Origin of the sequence: Streptomyces sp. NPDC059443 (assembly GCF_042750105.1) — a bacterium.
Lineage (GTDB): Bacteria > Actinomycetota > Actinomycetes > Streptomycetales > Streptomycetaceae > Streptomyces.
Window position 1 is genome coordinate 65,844 of the sequence record NZ_JBHYVM010000023.1, and the last position, 15,749, is coordinate 81,592.

The window sequence follows — 15,749 nt, forward strand, 5'->3', positions numbered from 1 at the left end:
ATATATACCTCCCCCCCCCGCGCGCTAGTAGCCCGTACGCGGGGCGCCTCACCGGCTCCGCCCGCCCGCCGAATAAGGGCGGGGCGGGGCCATCCCCCGTGTACGGGGGACTCAGCGGCCCCGGGGGACTCAGTGGAAGAAGTGCCGGGTCCCGGTGAAGTACATCGTCACGCCCGCCGCCTTCGCGGCCTCGATCACCAGCTCGTCACGGACCGAACCGCCCGGCTGGACCACGGCCTTGATGCCCGCGGCCGTCAGGATCTCCAGCCCGTCCGGGAAGGGGAAGAAGGCGTCGGACGCGGCGTACGAGCCCTGCGCGCGCTCGGCGCCCGCTCGCTCGACCGCGAGCTTCGCGGAGTCGACGCGGTTGACCTGGCCCATGCCGACGCCGACCGAGGCGCCGTCCTTGGCGAGCAGGATCGCGTTGGACTTGACGGCGCGGCAGGCCTTCCACGCGAAGGCGAGGTCGGCGAGCTCGTCGGCGGACAGGGCCTCGCCGGTGGCCAGCGTCCAGTTGGCCGGGTCGTCGCCCTCGGCCTGGAAGAGGTCGCTCTGCTGGAGCAGCGCGCCGCCCGAGACGGGCTTGAGGTCGCCCGGCTGGTGCGGGGTGCCGGCCACCTTCAGGACGCGGATGTTCTTCTTCTTGGCCAGGATCTCGACGGCGCCGGCCTCGTAGTCCGGGGCGGCGATGACCTCGGTGAAGATCTCCGCGACCTGCTCCGCCATCTCGACGGTCACCGGGCGGTTGACGGCGATGACGCCGCCGTAGGCCGACACCGGGTCGCAGGCGTGCGCCTTGCGGTGGGCCGCGGCCACATCCTTCTTGTCCACGGCGATGCCGCACGGGTTGGCGTGCTTGATGATCGCGACGCAGGGCTCTTCGTGGTCGTAGGCGGCGCGGCGGGCGGCCTCGGTGTCCACGTAGTTGTTGAAGGACATCTCCTTGCCGTGCAGCTGCTCGGCATTGGCGATCCCGCCCGGCTGGCCGTCCGTGTAGAGGGCGGCGGCCTGGTGCGGGTTCTCGCCGTAGCGGAGGGTGGACTTGCGCTCCCACGCGCCGGCCAGGAACTCGGGCAGCACGGCCTCCGGCTCCGGGGCGTACGCGTTCGTGAACCAGGAGGCCACGGCCACGTCGTACGCGGCGGTGTGCTGGAAGGCCTCGGCCGCGAGCCGCTTGCGGGCGGTGAGGTCGAAGCCGCCGCCCCGGGCGGCGGTGAGCACGTCGGCGTAGCGCGCCGGGCTGGTGACCACGGCCACCGAGGGGTGGTTCTTGGCGGCGGCGCGGACCATCGACGGGCCGCCGATGTCGATCTGCTCCACGCACTCGTCCGGGGTCGCGCCCGACTGGACGGTGGCGAGGAAGGGGTAGAGGTTGACGACCACCAGGTCGAAGGGCTCGACGCCCAGCTCGGCGAGCTGGTTGCGGTGGTCCTCCAGGCGCAGGTCGGCGAGGATGCCGGCGTGCACGCGCGGGTGCAGGGTCTTGACCCGGCCGTCCAGGCACTCGGGGAAGCCGGTCAGCTCCTCGACCTTGGTGACGGGCACCCCGGCGGCGGCGATCTTCGCGGCGGTGGAGCCGGTCGAGACGAGCGCGACGCCCGCCTCGTGCAGGCCGCGGGCCAGCTCTTCCAGCCCCGTCTTGTCGTAGACGCTGACGAGGGCGCGCCGGATCGGGCGCTTCGACGTGGCGAGGTCTTCGCTCTCTGCGGTCACGGTCTCTGCGGTCCCTGCGGTCCCTGCGGCCTCTGCGGCGGTCACTGGATTGTTACCTTTCGTCCCTCGATGCTGTAGCCGTGCCGGGCCAGGCGCCCCACGACCTCGACGAGCAGCTCGCGCTCGACTTCCTTGATCCGCTCGTGGAGAGCGGCTTCGTCCTCTTCGTCCCGGATCTCGATCACACCCTGGGCGATGATCGGACCGGTGTCCACGCCCCCGTCCACGAAGTGGACGGTGCAGCCGGTGACCTTCGCCCCGTAGGCGAGTGCGTCCCGCACGCCGTGGGCGCCCGGGAAGGCCGGGAGGAGGGCGGGGTGGGTGTTGATGAACCGGCCGCCGAAGCGGTCGATGAACTTCGCACCCACGATCTTCATGAACCCCGCCGAGACCACGAGGTCCGGCGCGTGGGCGTCGGTGGCCTCGGTCAGGGCGGCATCCCACTGCGCGCGGTCCGCGTACGCCTTGACCGGGCAGACGAAGGTGGGGATCCCGGCCTTCTCGGCGCGCTCCAGGCCGGCGATGTTCTCGCGGTCGGCTCCCACGGCGACGACTTCGGCACCGAAACCCTCGGCTCCGCCGGGGTGGGCTTCGATGGCGTCGAGCAGGGCCTGGAGGTTGGTGCCGGAGCCGGAGACCAGCACGACCAGGCGGGAGACGGCCATGGGAGGCCCTTTCTCGGGCGGGGGCACCCCCGGCGCGAGCTGGGGGCACGTGGTTCATCTTGTGCGGTCGTACGAAACTTCGGGTCGCCGAGATGGGCGGACCCTACGAAGCCACCGACCGCCTGCAACGATACCGGCACACGGGACGGCCCCCGAGGGACGGGGGCACGGCCGGGCGGTAGCGTCTGGCGTGCAAGCCGCAAACAGGCCTCCGACGTCCCAGCGACGTCCATGACACAGGGGATGAAACACACCCGATGCCGGATCGCCCCCAGCCCGACCGCCCCACCGACGACAACCCCTTCGCGGCGCCCCCGGAGGACCGGCCCGACCAGCTCTGGGAGCCGCGCACCGGCGGTGACGGCGGCCCCGGACAGGGACCGGGCGAGGCCCCCGGACAGGGACCGGCCCGGTGGGACCCGAGGGACCCGATCCAGCGGCGGGCGCGGTACGCGCTGCTGGCCGGGATGTGGGGCTTCTTCTTCGTGGTCTTCGGGTACCCGTCGGTGGCGCTGCTGCTCGGCGCGCTGGCCCTGTACTGGGGGATCAGCGCGCTGCGGGGCGTACCGGCGAAGCCCGTCGCGCAGGACGGCGCGGCCACCGCGACGGTCGCCGACGTGACCGGGGTGCGGAGCGAGGCCGCGGCGCCGGCCGCGGCGCAGGGCGGCCTGGCGGCCCTCGGGGACGCCGCCCGGCCCCAGCGGACGGCGGCGGTGAGCGGTCTGGTCACCGCGTCGCTGGCGGTGGTGCTGGCCCTGTCCTCGTACGCGGTGCACCTCGCGTACAAGGACTTCTACGTCTGCACCCAGGACGCCCTCACGAAGTCGGCGGAGATGCAGTGCAACGACCTGCTGCCGGACAACTTCATCGGCAGGATGATCCAGGTCCAGCGGTAGGCGGGCCGCCTACTCGGGGTCCTGACCTGGGTCCGGCCGGGGGTCCGGCCCGGGGTCCGGCAAGGCTTGCGCCTCGGCGAGCGGGCCGGCTTGCGCTTCGGGCACCGGCTTGCGGCGGGTCAGTACCCGCGCGCCGGTCACGGACGGGACGAGCGGCGCCGGGACGAGCGGCGCCGGGGGCTCCGGGGTCGCGGGAGCCAGAGGAGTCGCGGGAGTCGCGCGGATCGGGATCGGAGTCAGGTCCAGCTTGAGGCCGGGCATGACCAGTACGGGCCGCTTCGGCGGCGCCGGTACGGGCCCGGGCGCCGCCCCCGGCGCGGACGCGGGACCGGGGTCTTCGTTCGTGGGCTCCGGCGGGTTCGACGCCGACGAGAAGTCCGGGATCAGGGTGCCCGCCGCCCGGCGCAGGGCCGCCCAGCGGACCTCCCGCACCCCGCTGTCGTGCCAGCCCTCCGCCCCGTCGGGGCCGTCGGACAGCCACTTCGCGGGCCGGTTGCGCCACGCGTGCACCGTGACGGCCACCGGGACCGCGAGCGCCAGGGTCCAGGCCAGGGCCGCGCCGCCCGCCTGCCACCAGACGGGCCCGAAGGCGGCCAGTTCCCGGGAGCCGAGCGGCCCGGCCGAAGCCGCGGCGAGCCCGGCCGTCGCCAGGGCGCACACCAGCGCGCCCAGGGCCGCGGTGAGCGCGGTCTCCCCGTACGAGACCTCGCGCGCCCGGCGTACCGCGAACCAGCCCACCGCCAGCCCGGCCACCACCGGCACCCCGGCGGCGGCCCAGGTCAGCGGCGTGCCGGGGCCCTCCGCGGGAAGCGCCGCGAGCAGCGGGAACCGGGGCAGCGCGTGCGAGCCGCCGAAGCCGAGCGGGGTCGCGGTGGCCGAGGTGCCCATCACGAAGCCGGGACCGAGGGCGTAGGCGGCTCCCCAGACCACGGCGTTCGGAATCAGGGTGAGGGCCAGCAGGAGCACGGCGAACCGGCCCGACCAGAACCCGGTCAGCGCCACGAAGGACCCCTGCACCTCCGCCCCGTGCCAGGCCAGCGAGGCTCCGACCAACAGCGCTCCGCCGCCGAGCAGGATCAGGACCCCGCCCGCGCCGGCCCGCAGCGCGAGTGCGTAGCGGGGACGCGTGAACCGCCCGGCAAGCGGCCCGAGCGGCCTCCCCCGGGCCTCCCAGACCCCGCCGGCGGCGGCGAGGGCGGCGACCAGCGGGAGGTGCCAGGCCGCGCTGAGCGGGTCGGCGGGCATGGGGCCGGAGGCGGCGTACACGGTGGCCAGGGCGCCGACGCCGAGGTACCCGCAGAGCACGGCGGAGAACACCACCCCGGCGGGCAGCGGTTCCGCGCCCCGCTCCTCCTCGGCGGCGCTGCCGAGCCGGGCGGCGCGCCGGATGAGCAGCGCGGGCAGCGCGATGAGCAGCAGCGGGGTCAGGCCGACGGGGGCGGGCACCCCGGAGAGGGTCTCGTAGCGGACCAGTTCGGTCCCGTGGGCGAGCAGCCAGAGGCCCGCGGCGAGGTGCAGGGCGCCGCCGGGGCCGCTGTCGGGGTAGGGGGAGCTGATCCACAGGACGATGACGAGCACGGCGAGGAAGCCGAGCCCCAGTCCCGCGGCGACGGCTCCGCCCACGACACACGCGGCGGCCGCCGGTGAACGGCGCCGGGCGGGGGCCCTTGGGGGCGTGGGCAACGAGGTCCCGCGTTCGGTCACTTGGGTCACCCCGCCATGGTGCCAACGACACGCGCTATGGGCGGGTAACAGGCGAATGACCGTGGTGTCGCTCAATATACGTTTATGTACTTTATCGCTCAGGGCGTCCGGGTCGCGGGGAGTGTGGCATGACACAAAGCGTCACGGAGCTGAGCCTCCCCACCCCGAAGGAACGCAGGCGCCTGCGCGAAGCGGCCGAGCTGACGCACGAGGAGGTCGCTGCGGCGGTGGGGGTCACCGCCACCACGGTCCGCTCCTGGGAGACCGGCCGCACCGACCCGCGGGGCCGCAAGCGCGAGGCCTACGCGAAGTTCCTGACCCGCCTCGCCGCGACTGGGGGCACGGGCTCTGACCAGGTGGAACAGGCATCGGCGGACGTCGGCGATGTGGCCGACGCGGCCGACGAGGCCGACGAAGCCGCTGCCGGGGCGGCCCCGGCGGCGAGCGGCGGCGCGGAGTCCGGCGGGGCCCCGGCCGCCGGTACGGAGCCTCGCGCGGGCGCCGCCGCCCCACCGGAGCCCCCCGCCGTCCCGGGCACGCCCACCCGGCCCGCCTGGGCCAACGGCACCGCCACGCCGGCAGCGGAAGCGGCGACGGCACCGGTGGTGGAGCCCGAGGCCGCCGCCGTGGCCGACGCGTCGGAGGAGCCCGGAGCGGTAACCGAAGCCGTCGACACCGGCACAGACGAGGCGTCAGCCGTCAACTCCGCCGAGGAAGGGCACTTCGGGCTCCACGCCCACCCCCGCGCCCTCGCGCGGCCCGTCGGCGCGCAGACCCGCCCCAAGGCCGCCGTCAAGCGCGCCGCGAAGCCCCCCGTCGGAGTGCCCCGGCACGAGGCCAAGGCCACGGTCAAGGCCGCGGTCGGCGGTGGCGGCGGCCTCGCCACCCTCCGGCCAGGAGGAACGATTCCTCCGGGTCCGGGCACGGGACAGGGCGCCACCGGCAACGCCACCGGCACCGGCACCGGCACCGGTCCGGGCGACGACGGGCCGGGCGACGACGGCCCGGGCAACGACGGGCCGGGCGCCGCGAACCCGGGCACGAGTGCCCGTACCGCCCCCGAGGGCGCCACCGGGGCAGCCCCCGAAGGCGCCGCGGACGACGACGGGACGGACGAGAGCCCGGCCCCGAAGCTCCCCACGCCAGAGTCCGCCTTCGACGCGCTCTACAACCGCACCGCCCCCGCCCTCACCCGCCAGGCCTACCTCCTCACCGGCCGCCGCGGCCTCGCGCACGAGGCCGTGGAGCGCGCCTTCCAGCAGGCGTGGGGCCGCTGGCCCGAGGTCGCCACCGACCCGGATCCGGTCGGATGGGTGCGCGCGGCGGCGTACGAGTACGCGCTCTCGCCCTGGCACCAGTTCCGGCGGGCCCACAAGCATCCCGACAAGCCCCCGGCGGATCCCGGCGACCGCATCCTCATGGACGCGATGCTCGCGCTGCCCCCCGCCCACCGCCGGACCGTGCTGCTCTACGACGGCGTCGGGCTGGACCTCCCCGACACCGCCGCCGAGACCGAGGCCTCCACGCCGACCGCCGGCAACCGCCTCGTCAACGCCCACGCCGAGCTCGCCGACCGGCTCCCCGAGCTGGCCGACGTGGCGCCCGGGAAGCAGTCCGCGCTGCTGCGCGAGCGGCTCGGCACGCTGAGACCGGCCGTCCGGCTGGAGCCGCGGTCGGCAGCCGTCGTACGGGCGGCCGGCGAGAGCCGGATCCGGCGGTGGACCCGCGCGGCCCTCGGGCTGACGGCGGTGATCGCCGCCGCGACGGCCTACACGGCGGTGACCGCACCGACCTCGTACGAGCCCCCGCTCGCCCCCGGCGCGAACGTGTCGGGCGTACCCCCGCACAGCGGCCCGCAGCAACTCACGGACGAGGGGCGCCAGCTCCACGACAAGCTGCTGTCCGACCCGGCGGCCGGCCCGGCGAGGATCTCGCCGAAGCCCGAGTAGAACCCAACGAGAACGGGCGTGGCCCATGGTCTTGCCCTCGGGGGCGGTGAAGCCCGCGACGTAGCCGACGACCGGCTTGGTGACGTTCTTCGCGATGAAGTCCGCCGCACGCTCCTCGGCGTCGCCGCCGATCTCGCCGATCATGACGATCAGGTCGGTGTCGGGGTCCGCCTCGAACGCCGCGAGGGCGTCGATGTGCGTGGTGCCGATGACCGGGTCGCCACCGATGCCGACGGCGGAGGAGAAGCCGATGTCACGGAGCTCGTACATCATCTGGTAGGTCAGCGTGCCCGACTTGGACACGAGACCGATGCGGCCGGGCTTGGTGATGTCGCCCGGGATGATGCCGGCGTTGGACTGGCCGGGGGTGATCAGACCCGGGCAGTTCGGGCCGATGATCCGCGTCTTGTTGCCCTTGGCGGTCGCGTACGACCAGAAGGCGGCGGAGTCGTGCACCGCGATGCCCTCGGTGATGACGACGGCCAGCGGGATCTCGGCGTCGATCGCCTCGACCACGGCGGCCTTGGCGAAGGCCGGCGGGACGAAGAGGACGGAGACGTTGGCGCCCGTCTTCTCCATCGCCTCGGCGACGGAACCGAAGACCGGGATCTCCGTGCCGTCGAAGTCGACGGTGGTGCCGGCCTTGCGCGGGTTCACGCCACCGACGATGTCGGTGCCGTCAGCCAGCATCAGCTTGGTGTGCTTCATGCCCGTGGCACCGGTCATGCCCTGGACGATGACCTTGCTGTCCTTGTTGAGGAAGATAGCCATGTGAGTCTGTGACCTCTGCCCTTACTTCGCAGCCGCGAGCTCGGCGGCCTTGTCGGCCGCGCCGTCCATGGTGTCCACGCGCTGTACCAGCGGGTGGTTGGCGTCCGAGAGGATCTTGCGACCCAGCTCGGCGTTGTTGCCGTCGAGACGGACGACCAGCGGCTTGGTGACCGCCTCGCCCTTGTCCTCAAGCAGCTGCAGCGCCTGGACGATGCCGTTGGCGACCTCGTCACACGCGGTGATGCCACCGAAGACGTTGACGAAGACGGACTTGACGTCCGGGTCGCCGAGGATGATCTCGAGACCGTTGGCCATGACGGCGGCGGAAGCGCCACCGCCGATGTCCAGGAAGTTGGCGGGCTTGACGCCGCCGTGGTTCTCGCCGGCGTACGCGACGACGTCGAGGGTGCTCATGACGAGACCCGCGCCGTTGCCGATGATGCCGACCTCGCCGTCGAGCTTCACGTAGTTGAGGTTCTTCGCCTTGGCGGCGGCCTCGAGCGGGTTCGCGGCCGCGTGGTCCACGAACTCCTCGTGGCCCGGCTGGCGGAACTCGGCGTTCTCGTCGAGCGAGACCTTGCCGTCGAGCGCGATGACGTCGCCGCTGGCGACCTTCGCGAGCGGGTTGACCTCGACGAGGAGCGCGTCCTCGGCGATGAAGGTGGCCCACAGGGTCACGAGGACCTCGGCGACCTTCTCGGCGACCTCGGCCGGGAACTTCGCCAGCGCGACGATCTCGCGGGCCTTCTCGATGGTCACGCCCTCGTTGGCGTTCACCGGGACCTTGGCGAGCTTCTCCGGGGTCTCCTCGGCGACCTGCTCGATGTCCATGCCGCCCGCGACCGAGGCCATGGCCAGGAAGGTGCGGTTGGTGCGGTCGAGGAGGTACGAGACGTAGTACTCCTCCAGAATCTCCGGAGCGGTCTCGGCGATCATCACCTTGTGGACCGTGTGGCCCTTGATGTCCATCCCGAGGATGTCCGTCGCACGGGCGACGGCCTCGTCCGGGGTGGCGGCGAGCTTGACGCCGCCGGCCTTGCCTCGGCCGCCGACCTTCACCTGTGCCTTGACGACCGACTTGCCACCCATGCGCTCGGTGGCCTCGCGGGCTGCCTCAGGCGTGTCGATGACTTCACCGGCCAGCACCGGTACACCGTGCTTGGCGAAGAGGTCCCTCGCCTGGTACTCGAACAGGTCCACGCGCGTCCGTCCCTTGTCTTTTTTAAAGATTCGCAGTGATTCGCGGTTGTCTGCTATCTGCGTGGGCGTGCCGCGGAGGGCAACGTGACGGCGCTGTCACAAGGAAGGCGCACACGGTGACCGTGGACGCGGCATGTCCGTCCCGCAGGTTATCCCCGTGGGCCGTAGGTCCCTAAATCGCAGATCACACCTGAGCGGTGATACCTGTCACAGATCGCCTCACGGTTGAACTGCATCTTCGTGCGATCTGCCGATGAGCGGCCACCTTCCACAGCCCTCCGCAGCGCCTCCGCAGCGCTACGGGGCTTCGCGCGGGCGGCACGATCACGGCAGCGGGAGGGGCCGCTTCTCCAGCGCGGCGGCCATCACGTCCGGGAACAGGTCGGGGGTGCAGGCGAAGGCCGGGGCGCCCAGCTCGGCGAGGGCGGCGGCGTGTTCGCGGTCGTAGGCGGGGGCTCCCTCGTCGGACAGCGCGAGCAGCGTCACGAACTCCACTCCCGCGCCCTTCATCGCCGCGACCCGCTTGAGCATCTCGTCGCGTATGCCGCCCTCGTAAAGATCACTGATGAGGACGACGACCGTGTCGGCGGGCCGGGTGATCTTCGACTGGCAGTAGGCGAGCGCGCGGTTGATGTCGGTGCCGCCGCCGAGCTGGGTGCCGAAGAGCACGTCGACGGGGTCGTCGAGCTGGTCGGTCAGATCCACCACAGCCGTATCGAAGACGACGAGCCGGGTGGAAATCGAACGCATCGAGGCCAGCACCGCGCCGAAGACGGAGGCGTAGACGACGGAGGCCGCCATCGAACCCGACTGGTCGATGCACAGCACGACCTCCTTCTTCACCGACCGCGCCGCCCGCCCGTAGCCGACGAGCCGCTCGGGGACGACGGTGCGGTACTCGGGAAGATAGTTCTTCAAGTTCGCCCGGATGGTCCGGTTCCAGTCGATGTCCGCGTGGCGGGGACGGCTGATCCGGGCCGACCGGTCGAGGGCGCCGGTGAGGGTGGCCCGCGTCCGCGAAGCGAGCCGCTTCTCCAACTGCTCGACCACCTTGCGGACCACGGCGCGGGCCGTCTCCCTGGTCGTCTCGGGCATCGCCTTGTTGAGCGAGAGCAGGGTGCCGACGAGGTGCACGTCCGGCTCCACGGCCTCCAGCATTTCGGGCTCCAGCAGGAGCGCGGCCAGCCCGAGGCGCTGGATCGCGTCCCGCTGCATGACCTGCACCACGGAGGCGGGGAAGTACGTCCGGATGTCCCCGAGCCACCGGGCCACCCTCGGCGCCGACCCGCCGAGCCCGCCCGTCCGCTCCCCTTTCCGCCCCCCACTGCCGCTCCCCCCGTAAAGCGCCCCGAGCGCGGCATCCATCCCGACATCCGCCCCACCCAGCACACACCCGGTCCCATCAACCTCCCCGCCCAGCACCATCCGCCACCGCCGCACCCGCTCCGCGTCGATCCCCGTCAGCGTCATCCGTCCCTCTCCCTCACTCGCAGCACTAGTCACGCTCACCCCCGCCGCACTCTCAGCCCCGCCGAACTCTCAATCCCGCCGCACTCTCAGCCCCGCCGCCCCCTCACCCCCGCCGCACCCTCAGACCCGCCGCACTCTCAGCCCCGCCGGCGTTTGAGGCGCGGGGTCTGGGGCGGAGCCCCAGGGGTCCTGGCGCAGCCCGGGGCCCGCCTTCAGCCCGTCCGGCGCTTGAGGACCGGGTCCGGGCAGCGCCCGGGGAACGGTGGAAGGGCGGGTAGGGGACGGCCCCGCGCAGCGGCAGCCCCACCACCGCCCCGGGCCGGTGGAGCCCGACCCAGCCCCCGAACCCCGGCCGGTCAGGCCCCCGCTCCGGCCAGCAACCGGTGGACCAGCTCCACCACCGCATCCGCCCGGACCGGATCCAGCTCCGGACCGAAGCCGGCAGGGCCCAGGCCGGCTCCCGACGCCGCGCCCCGCGCCCCGGCCGGCCCCCGGCGGGCCAACTCGCCCAGAGTCCGCTTCACACCCGGCTCGTACGCCCCGAACGTCCGCCGCAGCAGCGGCAGTACGTCGACGAACGCCCGCTCCGGCACGGACATCAGCCACGCGTCGATCAGACCGAGCAGCCGGTCGTCGTGGACCAGCAGCGTGCCTCCGCCCGAGCCCCCGCCCGCGAAGCCCTCGATCCAGCCCGCCGCGTCGGCCGGCGCGGACGCCGGGGACAGCGAGAGCCCCATCAGCCGGGCCGTCTCCCCCGGCGGCAGCCGCCCGTCGTCGAGCAGCAGCCGCGCGGCCCGGCCGCGTATCAGCCCGGGAACGCGGTCCCGCCCGGCCAGGCTCCGCAGCACCGCCGACCACCGCTCCCTCAACCCGTCGGCTCCATCAGCCCCGTCGACCGCACCGGACCCATCCGCCCCACCGGCCCCGCCACCACCCAGCAGCCCGATCGCCCCGTGTACGGAGTCCACGTGCCCCCGCAGCTCCGCCGCCGCGTCGGCGTCCAGCCCGGCCGCGCAGGCGGGCGGCAACGCCACGCATATCCGCTCGGCGAGCCCGGCCGCGACCGTGCCCAGCGCCGCCGCGTCGGTGCCGCGCACGTCCCCGTACCGCAGTGAACGGGCCAGCGCGGGCAGCGCCTTGGCCAGCCCCGCCACATCGGTGTCCAGCGCGGCCAGGTCGGCGAGTGCCCGCAGCACGGCGGGCAGCGCCTCCGAGAGCCCCGCCAGCAGGCACCGCTCGGCCAGGGCGGTGACCTCCCCCAGCTCCCCGGCGCCCGCCGCGTCGGCCTCGGCCCGGGCGGTGGCCGCCCCGAGGACGGTGGTCCCCCATATGCCGGCTTCGGCGATCCGCACCGCGAGCTCCGGTTCCCAGCGGAGCCGCCAGGTCTCCCGGAAGGTGCCCGTACTCCCCCGCGAGGCCGCCGGGACGCCCCAGTCGATGCCGAGCAGCCGCAGCCGGTGCAGCAGCAGGGACTTGGCGGCGTCGGATTCCTTGCGCAGATCCAGCTCCAGCTCCCGGTCCTGCGCCTCGGCCTTGAGGCGCAGCGAGCGCTGCTGCCGGGTGAGGTCCCGCTGGAGCGGTACGACGGGCGCCGCTTCCGGGACCTCGCCGAGCACGTCCCCCACGACGAGCCGGTCCTCGATCAGCGCGAGCGGTATGTCGGAGCCCTCGCACATCACCGCCCGGACCGCCTCCAGGGTCTCCGTCAGCCCCGGCACCGGCCGGCCCCGCATCGCGGCGAGGCTGTCGGCGAGCCGGACCGCCTCGATGACGTGCGCCGGGGAGACCTGCCGGTCCTCCTCGCGCAGCAGGCCCGCGACCTTGGTCAGCCACCGCTCGACGGGCCGGTCCCGGGCCGCGAAGAGGTGTGCGTACCAGCCGGGCGAGGTGATGCCCGCCCCGTACCCGCCCGCTCGGGCGAGGCGCCGGTGGGTCCAGGGGACCCAGGTGGTCTCCACCTTGACCTTGGGCAGTCCGGTGAGCAGCGCCTTGTCGGCGGCCGCGGTGGTCTTCGCCCGCAGGGCCGGCACGTGCCAGGCTCCGCAGACGACGGCGTACCCGTCGCCGAACTCGCGGCGCGCGGCCCGCATCCGCTGCCGCATGTGGGCCTCGCGCACCAGGTCCCGGTGGTGGCCGCCGGCCCCGTACTCCTCGCGCAGGGCGCCCATGGCCTCGCCCAGCGCCTCGAACACGCCCAGCGGGTCCCCACCGCCCGCCGCGCCCCGGTGCTCGACCACGTCCTCCCACCAGCGCTCGGGATCGTCGTACCCGGCGGTCTCGGCGAGTACGGCGAGGGGGTCCAGCCGCACGGAACGACCGGACGGCCCGTCGTCTTCCTCGGCGTCCCCCTCCCCGGCCCCGTCCCCGTCCCCCACCCCCGCCAGGGAATGGGCGGCGGGCAGGTCGATGAACCGGACCGGCACGTCCCGGGCCTGCGCCCACCGGATGGCGGCCCACTCCGGGGAGAAGCCGGCCAGCGGCCAGAACGCGGCCCGCCCGGGGTCGTCGGCCGCGTGCGCGAGCAGTGCGACGGGCGGCCGCATCCCTGGGTCGGCGGCGAGCGGCAGCAGGGCATCGCCCTCGGGCGGCCCCTCGATCAGCACCGCCGAGGGCTGCGCCGCGTCGAGCGCGGCCCGCACGGCGCGGGCCGAGCCGGGCCCGTGGTGCCGTACGCCCAGCAGCAGCGGCCCCCGCCGCGCGCTCTGCGGGCTCATGCCGTCACCTCCCGGCAGGCGCGGTAGAAGTCCTTCCAGCCGTCGCGCTCGCGCACCACGGCCTCCAGGTACTCCTGCCAGACCACCCGGTCGGCGGCCGGGTCCCGCACGACGGCCCCGAGGATCCCGGCGGCCACGTCGGAGGGGCGCAGTACGCCGTCCCCGAAGTGGGCGGCCAGGGCGAGGCCGCCGGTGACCACCGAGATGGCCTCGGCGGTGGACAGGGTGCCGCTGGGCGACTTCACCTTCGTGCGCCCGTCGTCGGTGATTCCGCCGCGCAGCTCGCGGAAGACGGTGACGACCCGGCGGATCTCCTCCAGTCCCTCCGGTGCGGCGGGCAGGTCGAGGGCGCGGCCCATCTGGTCCACGCGGCGGGCGACGATGTCGACCTCGGCGTCGGCGGTGGCGGGCAGCGGCAGGACGACGGTGTTGAAGCGGCGGCGCAGTGCGCTGGAGAGCTCGTTGACCCCGCGGTCGCGGTCGTTGGCGGTGGCGATGAGGTTGAAGCCGCGCACGGCCTGCACCTCCTGGCCGAGCTCCGGTATCGGGAGGGTCTTCTCGGACAGAACGGTGATGAGCGTGTCCTGGACGTCGGCCGGGATGCGGGTGAGCTCCTCGACGCGGGCGGTCATTCCGTCGGCCATGGCCCGCATGACGGGGCTGGGTACGAGGGCTTCGCGGCTGGGCCCGTGGGCGAGGAGGCGGGCGTAGTTCCAGCCGTACCGGATGGCCTCCTCCGGGGTGCCGGCGGTGCCCTGGACGAGCAGGGTGGAGTCTCCGCTGACGGCGGCGGCGAGGTGCTCGGACACCCAGGTCTTGGCGGTGCCGGGGACTCCGAGGAGCAGCAGGGCACGGTCGGTGGCGAGGGTGGTGACGGCGACTTCGACGATGCGGCGCGGGCCGACGTACTTGGGCGTGATGACGGTGCCGTCTTCGAGCGTGCCGCCGAGCAGGTACGTGGCCACGGCCCACGGGGAGAGCTTCCAGCGGGCCGGACGGGGCCGGTCGTCGGCGTCCGCCAGGGCTTTCAGTTCGTGCGCGAAGGCGTCTTCGGCATGCGGTCGCAGCGCCTCGGCGGCGGTCTCGTTCTCGGTCGTGGTCATGGTCCCCCTCCAATGCTCGGCAGCCGCTTCCGACTGCTGACTCCACGATGCACCCGACCACTGACAACGACCCCCGCACGATGCATTGTTGCAGGTCAGAGCGATTGTCAGTGGGGGTCCCTACGGTGGAACACATGACTGAGCAGGGGGTCCGCTGGACAGCGGAACAGGTACTGGCTCTGGCTCCTGACGACGCATCACGCAAGGCGGGGGCCAGACTTGGCGGGGCGGGGCCGTGGTCGCAGACCGGAGGTTCCGCTTCCGGTTCGGTGTGGGGTTTGTGCAAGGGCAGCGGCAGCAAGCCGTACCGGACGGTCGTCGACCTTTCCGGCCCGGCGTACAAGTGCTCCTGCCCGAGCCGGAAGTTCCCCTGCAAGCACGCGCTGGGACTGCTGCTGCTCTGGGCTACGGAGGGGCTCGGAGATACGGCGGCCGCTCCGGCGGAGGTTCCGGACTGGGCCGGCGAGTGGCTGGCGGAGCGGGCGGCGAAGGCCGCGCGGACCGCCGCCGACCGCTCCGCCCAGGCCGGGCCGGCGGACGCGGAGGGGGCCCGGAAGCGGGCCGAGCGGCGGGCGGCCCGGATCGGGGCGGGGGTCGCCGAGCTGGAGCAACGGCTCGCGGACCTGGTCCGCGGCGGCCTGGCCGGGCAGGAACAGGCCGGGTACACCGCCTGGGAGGAGACCGCCGCCAGGATGGTCGACGCCCAGGCGCCGGGACTGGCGGCCCGGGTCCGGGAGTTGGGGACGATACCCAGTTGCGGCGTCGGCTGGCCCGCCCGGATGCTGGAGGAGGCCGCGCTGCTGCACCTGCTGGACCGGGCGTGGCTGGGGATATCCGGGTTGCCCGAGCCACTGGCCTCGACGGTCCGCGGCCGGGTGGGATTGCAGTCCGGGGCGGAGGGCGAGGTCGTACGGGACCGCTGGCTCGTGCTGGCCCAGTACGACACGGCTTCGCCCGACGGCCGCCTCACCACCCGCCGGATATGGCTGCGCGGGCTGGCGAGCGGTCGGCCGGCCCTGGTCCTGGACTTCGGCCCGCCCGGGCGACCACCCGGGCTGGCCCTGCCCGTCGGGCTGGTGCTGGATGCGGAAGCCCGCTTCCGGCCCGGCTCGGCGGGGCTCCGCGCGGACCTCGGCGACCGGTTCGCGGCGGCCGAGCCGTGCGGGGACGCGCCGACGGGCGTGAGCACCGGCGCGGCACTGGAGGCGTACGGAGCGGCACTGCGCGAGGACCCCTGGCTGGAGTCCTGGCCGGTGGTGCTCGGCCCGGTGGTACCGATACCGGGAGGACCGCGGGGAGACCAACCGGGGGAAACGCCATGGCAATTGGCGGACGCTGAAGGGACGTCCGCCCTGCCCGTGCCCTTGACCGGGGCCGGGAGCCGTCCCCGCGCGGGGCTGTGGCAGCTGGCCGCGCTGTCGGGAGGCGGGCCGGTGACGGTGTTCGGCGAGTGCGGACACCGCGGATTCACCCCGCTGACGGTCTGGCAGTCGGGCTCCTCGGAGCCGGTGGTGCTGGCGTCGGCATGAGCGGGGCGCAAGAGGGATGAAACGGCGGCGCAGGG

General features: G+C 73.9%; 10 protein-coding genes and 1 pseudogene. 3 read left to right on the forward strand and 8 right to left on the reverse strand.

The window, feature by feature from the left end:
• Positions 1-129: 129 nt before the first annotated feature.
• Both purH and purN read right to left on the reverse strand, forming a co-directional pair.
• Positions 130-1,713, reverse strand: a complete 1,584-nt coding sequence (gene purH, locus ACFXDJ_RS22370; protein WP_384663006.1) for a bifunctional phosphoribosylaminoimidazolecarboxamide formyltransferase/IMP cyclohydrolase — start codon at positions 1,711-1,713, stop codon at positions 130-132.
• 41 nt (positions 1,714-1,754) lie between these two features.
• The gene (gene purN / locus ACFXDJ_RS22375; protein ID WP_384663008.1) at positions 1,755-2,378 is read right to left on the reverse strand and encodes a phosphoribosylglycinamide formyltransferase; all 624 of its coding nucleotides are present in this window, start codon (positions 2,376-2,378) and stop codon (positions 1,755-1,757) included.
• Positions 2,379-2,635: 257 nt separating this feature from the next.
• Here purN and ACFXDJ_RS22380 point away from each other — a divergent pair, with 257 nt between their 5' ends.
• The gene (locus tag ACFXDJ_RS22380; protein WP_384663009.1) at positions 2,636-3,274 is read left to right on the forward strand and encodes a hypothetical protein; all 639 of its coding nucleotides are present in this window, start codon (positions 2,636-2,638) and stop codon (positions 3,272-3,274) included.
• Positions 3,275-3,283: 9 nt separating this feature from the next.
• On the opposite strand, the gene ACFXDJ_RS22385 is transcribed toward ACFXDJ_RS22380, so the two are convergent.
• Positions 3,284-4,987, reverse strand: a complete 1,704-nt coding sequence (locus ACFXDJ_RS22385) for a DUF6350 family protein (RefSeq protein ID WP_384663011.1) — start codon at positions 4,985-4,987, stop codon at positions 3,284-3,286.
• A gap of 119 nt (positions 4,988-5,106) precedes the next feature.
• On the opposite strand from ACFXDJ_RS22385, the gene ACFXDJ_RS22390 reads away from it, so the two are divergent.
• On the forward strand, positions 5,107-6,927 hold the full coding sequence (locus ACFXDJ_RS22390) for a helix-turn-helix domain-containing protein (protein WP_384850064.1): 1,821 nt from the start codon (positions 5,107-5,109) through the stop codon (positions 6,925-6,927).
• A gap of 15 nt (positions 6,928-6,942) precedes the next feature.
• Here the strand turns inward: ACFXDJ_RS22390 and sucD are convergent.
• From sucD to ACFXDJ_RS22415, 5 genes and pseudogenes are all read right to left on the reverse strand, one after another.
• Positions 6,943-7,698 (reverse strand): annotated as a pseudogene (gene sucD, locus ACFXDJ_RS22395) (succinate--CoA ligase subunit alpha); the annotation flags it as partial.
• A gap of 21 nt (positions 7,699-7,719) precedes the next feature.
• Positions 7,720-8,898: an ADP-forming succinate--CoA ligase subunit beta gene (gene sucC / locus ACFXDJ_RS22400; protein ID WP_384660747.1), complete on the reverse strand. Its 1,179-nt coding sequence runs from the start codon at positions 8,896-8,898 to the stop codon at positions 7,720-7,722.
• A gap of 324 nt (positions 8,899-9,222) precedes the next feature.
• Positions 9,223-10,368, reverse strand: a complete 1,146-nt coding sequence (locus ACFXDJ_RS22405) for a vWA domain-containing protein (protein ID WP_384660744.1) — start codon at positions 10,366-10,368, stop codon at positions 9,223-9,225.
• Positions 10,369-10,724: 356 nt separating this feature from the next.
• Positions 10,725-13,082 carry a DUF5682 family protein gene (locus ACFXDJ_RS22410; RefSeq protein ID WP_384660742.1) on the reverse strand — a complete coding sequence of 786 codons (2,358 nt, stop codon included), beginning with the start codon at positions 13,080-13,082 and terminating at the stop codon, positions 10,725-10,727.
• Entirely contained in the window at positions 13,079-14,185 is a 1,107-nt protein-coding gene (locus ACFXDJ_RS22415) for an AAA family ATPase (RefSeq protein ID WP_384660739.1), read from the reverse strand. Before ACFXDJ_RS22415 ends, ACFXDJ_RS22410 begins: the two co-directional genes overlap by 4 nt.
• 134 nt (positions 14,186-14,319) lie before the next feature.
• On the opposite strand from ACFXDJ_RS22415, the gene ACFXDJ_RS22420 reads away from it, so the two are divergent.
• On the forward strand, positions 14,320-15,714 hold the full coding sequence (locus tag ACFXDJ_RS22420) for an SWIM zinc finger family protein (protein ID WP_384660737.1): 1,395 nt from the start codon (positions 14,320-14,322) through the stop codon (positions 15,712-15,714).
• The last annotated feature ends 35 nt before the right edge of the window (positions 15,715-15,749 follow it).